A 6683-nucleotide genomic window follows, 5' to 3' on the forward strand; every position below is an offset into this window, starting at 1 on the left:
TCAGCCGGCGGTCCGGGGAACGCCGAGTCCGAAGAACGCGCGGTAGGAGTCCACCTGGCCGGCGAGCATGTGCATTCCGTGGTGCACCCGGTGGCCCCGCGCCGCCGCCTCCCTCAGGAGAGGGGTCTCCTTCGGCTTCATGATGATGTCCGCCACCACACCGCCGGGCGGCAGATCGCCGGGCTGGAACGGCAGCGGGTCACCGGCACGCAGGCCGAGCGGGGTAGCGTTGACGGCGATGTCGCTCTCACACAGCGGCAGTTCGGGAACCGCGCTGACACGCCCCGGCCAGTGCCGGGCCAACCGGTCGACGAGCTCGGCCAGCCGGGACGCGTCGGGGTCGAAGACCGACAGGTTCGCCGCGCCCGCGGTGAGCAGCGCCGCCGCGATGGCGCTGCCCGCTCCCCCGGCGCCCGCCATCGACACCCGCCGGCCCCGCGGGTCGTGACCGGCCCCCGCCAGACCCGCCACGAACCCCGAGCCGTCGAAATTCTCGGCGAGCCAGGTCCCGTCGGCCTCGCGCCGCAGGGCGTTCGCGCTTCCGGTGATCTCCACCGTGCGACTGCGGCGGTCGGCCAGGCCGGCGACGGCCGCCTTGTGCGGCACGGTGGCGAACAGACCGTCGAGGTTGCCCACCCGTTGCAGGCCGCGGACCACGGACTCGAGGTCCGCGCCCCGCGCGTGCACGGGCACCAGTACCGCGTCGATGCCCAGCTCGGCGAAGACCGGGTTGAGCAGCCCGGGTGACTGGACCTGCGTGACCGGGTCGCCCAGGACGGCGTACAGACGGGTGTTCCCGGTGATGGGCCCCGGGGGCGGGGTGGCTACGGTCGTCATGGGTCTTCCTCGGGCTGGGCGGTCACGGGGCGGCGGGTGCGGGTGGCTCGGTCGGTGACGGGTCAGATCTTCTTGGCCACGTAGAGCCTGTAGCTGTCGACCGGCGGCATGAACTGTGACGGCAGCACACCCATCCGCTTCAGCAGCTTGGTGGAGCCACTGTCGGTGTAGCCGGCGAAGGAGCCGCCCACGGCTTCCGGGCCGACCCGCTTGGCCATGTGCCGCTGGATGGCACCGACCCGCTGCTCGCGCAGCGCCTTGTGGAAGGAGCCCTCGGGGGACAACCGTCCGTGGATCGCGGCCCGCACCTGGGCCGAGATGTCGCGGTCGAGCACCCACTCCAGACCGAGGTCCTTGGCCTGGAGCTCCTTCAGGAAGGTGTGGCGCTGGGTGGTGTAGAGGTCGACGTGTGTGAAGTAGCCGCCCGGCCTGAGTACCCGTGCCACTTCCTCCAGGAACTTCTCCAGGCTCGGGTAGTTGTGGGCGCTCTCGATGTTCACGAGGACGTCCACCTCGCCGTCCTCGAACGGCAGGTTCTCCGCGTCGCCCTGGACGTAGCTCAGTCCGGCGCGGCTGAGCGAGGCGTTGGCGCGCTTGACGGCCTCGTCCGACAGGTCGAGACCGACCATGCGCTTGGCGTCGACGACGCGGGAGAGGAAGTTCAGGCCCTCACCCAGTCCGCAGCCGACCTCGAGGACGAACTTGTCCGCGTAGTCGTCCAGGTCGAACGGCACCTCCCGCAGCGCGGCGAAGTACAGCTCCTCGGAGTAGCCGTCCGTGTCGTAGTCGAGGAAGCCGGGTATGCGGGCGCTGATCTCCTCGGCGTTCCGCTCGTCGTGGTAGCCCCAGTTCCACAGGATGCCCTTCTTGGACATCCGGGCCTGCAGGTCGTAGCTGGTGGAGATGTTCTTCTTGTGCGTGCCCTCCTTGGCGCTCTGACCCTTCTGGTCGTCGGACAGATTGATCTCGTTGACACTGGTGAACAGGCCGTACATGTCTTCGCGGACACCCATGTGCATGGTCCTATCTAGTGGTGTTTGGTGGTGCTGTCCGGGTCTCGTGATGCTTCCGGACGCCAGAAGCACCGGGGCGGGGGCGGTCTCCGTCGGCGGCCGGGACCGGTGCCCCCAGTCGGTGGGCGAGTTCGTCGACCAGCTCACTCAGTTCGCGGGGCCCGTGGGCCGCACCGAAGACGGTGAAGTCGGGGCGCACCAGCACCGCCGTCGCACCGCATTCGCCGAGGTACGGCAGGTAGCGGTCCTCGATGTCGACCACGGTGCCAGGTCCGGATCCGGCCGGGTCCGTGCCGGCGGGCAGGACGTGCGCGAAACGGGTGCCGATCCCGTCGAGGAAGGCCCGGTGCCGGGCGTCCAGCGACGTCGCGGGGTCCTCCGCGGCGAGCAGGACGAAGCCCAGGCCGACGATCTCGTCGAACAGGCCCTCCCGCTCGCCGCCGGCCACCCGGGCCTGCGGGAAGAGGGTGCCGGCGGGCGCCGCCGGCGTGCCGTCCCCGGCGCGGTGGAGCAGTCCGTCGTCGAGGGGGATCGCAGCCGACATCGGCAGGGCCGCGGTGCCCTCGCGGTCGCGGGCGGCGAGCATGATCGCGTCCCGGTCCGCGGCGGCCGCGGGGTCGGTCACGCAGATGACCTTGCCCAGTTTCACGGACGTGGTGACGGCGTTCCGCACGTGGGCCCGGCGCTCGACGGTGTAGGTGTCGAGCAGGGAGTCGTCGGCGAGGGAGCGCAGGACCAGGTCCAGCTTCCACGACAGGTTGGCCACGTCGCGGAAGCCCGAGCACATGCCCTGCCCGGCGAAGGGCGGCATGAGGTGTGCGGCGTCGCCCGCGATCAACAGGCGGCCCTTGCGCCACTCCTCCGCCCAGCGGGCCTGGAATGTGTACACGGCGTGCCGGTCGAGCGTCGCGTTGTCCGGCCGCACGTCGAACATCTCCAGCATGCGCCAGTGCGTGTCGTCGCGCCTCAGCTCCTCGATGTCCTCGCCCGGCAGCCGCATGAACTCGAAGCGGCGGTGCCCGGGGCCCGCCGACACGGCGGTCCGCGGCCGCCGCGGGTCGCAGATCTGGAGGTTGTTGGGACGGAAGTCGCGCGGCTCGTTCAGTACGACGTCGCAGACCAGCCAGTCGTAGAAGAAGCCGAGGTCGGTGAGAGGGCTCTCCATGGACTCGCGGACGAAGCTGTTCGCCCCGTCGCATCCGACGACGTACCGCGCGGTGAAGGTGTGTTCCTCCTCGTCGGCGTCCTCGGAGATCACCTCGACCAGGTCGCCGCGGTCGTCGAGTTCGACGACCTCCTGCCCGCGCACGACGCGCAGGTGGGGGAAGTCGGCGCCCCGTTCGATGAGGGCGGCTTCCAGGCCCGGCTGGTACATGGCCGTCGCCTGCGGCCAGCCGCAGTGTCCGTCCACGGCGCTCTCCAGCTGCAGCAGGGTCTCGCCGTCGGCGTTGCGCCAGGCGTAGTCCCGGGAGTTCTCGCCGAACTTGTCGAGGAAGGCCCCGATGCCGACGGCCGCCAGGTTGCGGGCGGCCTCGTCGTCGAAGCCGACCGCCCGCGGCATGGGGTACGGCTGGGCGTAGCGCTCCACGACGGTGACCCGCCAGCCGCGCCGGGCCAGCAGGATCGCGAGTACCTGCCCGACCGGGCCGTAGCCGACGATGGCCACGTCCGCGTCGGTCTCCGTGCCGGCGCCCGTCCCGGCACCGGTTGTCAGCGTCTGCACTGTCATCTGCGTCCGGCCCCGTCTCAGCCGTTTCCCGTGCCGGCGAGGATGCCCTTCACCACGCCCTCGAACTCGGCCTTGTCGATCAGGGTGCGGATCGACTCGTGGCCGTCGTCCACCGTCAGCAGCCGCCGACCGGTGAGGACGAGCTGTCCGTTGTCGGTGGCGCGGCCGCGCAGGGCGGTCCCGGCGAACAGCGAGTTCTTCACGATCTCCTCGGAGGCGGTGTCCCGCGGGCTGTCCCAGTCGGAGACCGACCGGGGCGTGAGCTCGAAGCGGTACACCGACCGCCAGTCGCCGACCGCGGCCCTGCGTTCCAGCACGTGGTGGCTGCCGTCCGCCGTGAGCCGGTAGGCGCAGCCGAACTGGTGCTGCACCTCCTCGGTCATGCGCAGCGGCTCCAGGTACGACGGCCCGGCGAAGCCCACGTCCACCAGCCAGGTCTCCCCGTCCAGCCGCACGCAGTTGAAGGTGTGCTCGAAGTCGGGTCCGAACTGTCCGTTGGGCCAGCGCTGGGACGCGGCCAGGATCGAGACGTCGTAACCGAGTTCGGTCAGGAGCCTGCGGAACAGTCCGCTCAGGTCGTGGCACACGCCGCCCGCGCCCTCGACGACGATCGCGCGGAACGTGGCGTCGACGTCGATGTCGACGACGTTGCGGAAGCCGGTGAAGCTCTTGATGAAGTGGCTGCTGTCGTAGGCCAGCGACATCAGGTGCCTTTTGTGCAGGAGGCGGAGCGTCTCGGCGTCGGGCGCGGGCACCTCCGAGAAACCCAGCCGGCGCAAGTAGGTCTCGACCTCGAACATCTGCTTACCTTCCCTTCTCGGTGTGGTCCCACTTGGCCAACAGCTCGCGCAGGTGCGTCACGGCCCGCGCACGCGACGCCTCGTCGTGCAACGCCGGGGCCAGCGCCGATTCCAGCCTGCCGATCTCGTCGGCGACCGTCTCCGGCGTGACGGCGAGTTCGGGTTCAAGCGCCTCCAGCATCAGCTCGGCGATCATTCCCGCGGTGGGGGCGTCGAAGATGAGGCCCTGCGGCAGGTCGAGTCCCGAGACCCGGTCGAGCCGGTTGCGCAGTTCGAGGCCGGTCAGCGAGTCGAAGCCGATGTCGAGGAAGGCGACGCCGTCCTCGATCGCCGTCGGCCCGGTGGAGTGCCCGAGTACCTGTCCGGCCTCCGTCAGCACCAGGTCGGTCAGCGCGGTCAGCCGCTCCTGCGGCGACAGGGGCAGGAGCAGCGTCCGCAGTGCCCCGTCCTCGTCCCCCGCCTGCGCGTCCTCGGCGGTGCCGGTGGCCCGGAGGGCGGTGGCCTCGGGCAGTTCCCGCAGCAGCGGACGCTGCCTGGCGGCCGTGTAGGCCGGTACGAACCGGGACCAGTCGATGCCCGCGACCACGAGGTGTCCCTCGTCCCGCGTCATCGCCTGCCCCAGTGCCTGAACGGCGAGTTCGGGGCGCATCAGCTCCACGCCGACCTCGGCGAACTCCTCAGCCACGGCGTCGTCGACCATGCCGCCGCCGGCCCAGGCGCCCCAGGCCACCGCGGTCGCTGCCCGGCCCTCGGCACGCCTGCGGCGGGCGAGGCCCTCGACGTAGGCGTTGGCGGCGGCGTAGCCGCTCTGTCCGGCACCGCCCCAGACGGCGGCGCCGGAGGAGAACACCACGAAGGCGTCCAGCGTGTGGTCGGCGAGCAACGCGTCGAGGTGCACGGCGCCGACGATCTTCGCCCGGCCCACTTCGGCGAACTCCGCGACGGTGCTGTCCGGCAGTCGCCGCGGCTCCTGCGCGGTGCCGGCCGCGTGGAAGACGGCGGAGACGGGCAGGTCGGACGGGACCGCCGAGATCACCTCGGCGAGCGCGGCCCGGTCGGTCACGTCACAGGCCGAGAAGGTGACCCGGGCACCCAGGGCGGTCAGTTCCGCCTCCAGCGCGTCCGCCCCGTCCGCCGCCCTGCCGCGGCGGCTCAGCAGCACGAGGTGCTCGGCGCCCCGTCCCGCGGCCCAGCGCGCCACGTGTGCGCCGATGCCACCGGTGCCGCCGGTGACGAGGACCGTGCCGCGCGGCGTCCAGCCGTCGGCGGAGGCGGTCGCGGCGGTGCGAGAGGCGGTCTCGGCCTCGGTCTCGATCTCAGTCTCGGTCTCGGTCTCGGTCTCGGTCTCGGCGAGGGGTTCGGCGAGGGGTTCGGCGCGGACCATCCGACGCGCGTACGCGCCCGCGGGGCGGATCGCCACCTGGTCCTCGCCGTGCTCTCCGCAGAGCACGGCGACCAGCCGGCCCAGCTCCGTCGTGTCCGGCTCAGCCGTCACGTCGACGAGCCCGCCCCAGGTCCTGGGATGGTCGAGGGCCAGTACAGTGCCGAGTCCCCAGATCATGGGCTGGGTAGCGCTCCGTGCCTCCCCGTCCTCCCGGACCGCGACGGCCCCGGAGGTCAGGCACCACAGCGGTGCGGTGACGCCGAGGTCGTCGAGCGCCTGCACGAGGGTGACGGTGGCTGCCGTGCCCCGCGACAGCGTGGGGTGTTCGGTGTCCGGCCGCTCGTCCAGCGGCAGCAGGGACACCACACCGGCCGGTGCGTCTCCCGCCGGGTCGAGGCCCACCCGCACGAGTTCGGCACGGACGAGTTCGGCCAGGCCCTTGCGGTCCTCGCCGTCCACGGCCACCCGTACGACGCGGCCGCCGTGCGCGGTCAGCGCGCCGTCCAGTGCTTCCGCCGGCGAGCCGGTGTGCCCCGCGGGCACCAGCATCAGCCATGTGCCGTCGGCAGCGGTCGCGCCGGGCACCAGCCGGTCCGTCACCGGCTGCCAGTCGATCCGGTACCGCCAGCCGTCCAGCACGGCCTGGTCCCGGTGACGCCGACGCCACGAGGACAGGGCGGGCAGCACACCGTCCAGAGCCGTGACGTCGACCTGGAGGGACCGGGCCAGCGAGTGGGCGTCGCCGCTGTCCACAATGTTCCAGAACGCCGCGTCGACCGGGTCGGAAACGGCCGCGGTCTCAGGAGCGGTCGGCGCGGGCGGGTTCAGCCAGTAGCGCTGGTGCTGGAAGGCGTAGGTGGGCAGGTCCACCCGGTGGGCACCGGTCCCGGAGAACACCTCCTCCCAGTCCACCCCGACCC

5 protein-coding genes are annotated in these 6683 nt (G+C 71.8%); all 5 read right to left on the minus strand.

Annotated features, from left to right (window positions below; all coding sequences use genetic code 11):
* Positions 1-837, minus strand: a complete 837-nt coding sequence (locus tag ACZ56B_RS19280; protein ID WP_468791464.1) for a shikimate dehydrogenase family protein — start codon at positions 835-837, stop codon at positions 1-3.
* A gap of 62 nt (positions 838-899) precedes the next feature.
* The gene (locus ACZ56B_RS19285; protein WP_468791467.1) at positions 900-1850 is read right to left on the minus strand and encodes a class I SAM-dependent methyltransferase; all 951 of its coding nucleotides are present in this window, start codon (positions 1848-1850) and stop codon (positions 900-902) included.
* A gap of 10 nt (positions 1851-1860) precedes the next feature.
* Positions 1861-3579 carry a bifunctional 3-(3-hydroxy-phenyl)propionate/3-hydroxycinnamic acid hydroxylase MhpA gene (mhpA, locus tag ACZ56B_RS19290; RefSeq protein ID WP_468791470.1) on the minus strand — a complete coding sequence of 573 codons (1719 nt, stop codon included), beginning with the start codon at positions 3577-3579 and terminating at the stop codon, positions 1861-1863.
* Between the two features lie 17 nt (positions 3580-3596).
* Positions 3597-4379, minus strand: a complete 783-nt coding sequence (locus ACZ56B_RS19295; RefSeq protein ID WP_468791473.1) for an arylamine N-acetyltransferase family protein — start codon at positions 4377-4379, stop codon at positions 3597-3599.
* 4 nt (positions 4380-4383) lie between these two features.
* On the minus strand, positions 4384-6683 hold a 2300-nt coding region (locus ACZ56B_RS19300; protein WP_468791476.1), incomplete at its 5' end, for an SDR family NAD(P)-dependent oxidoreductase.

Source organism: Streptomyces sp. NPDC034670, assembly GCF_055574875.1.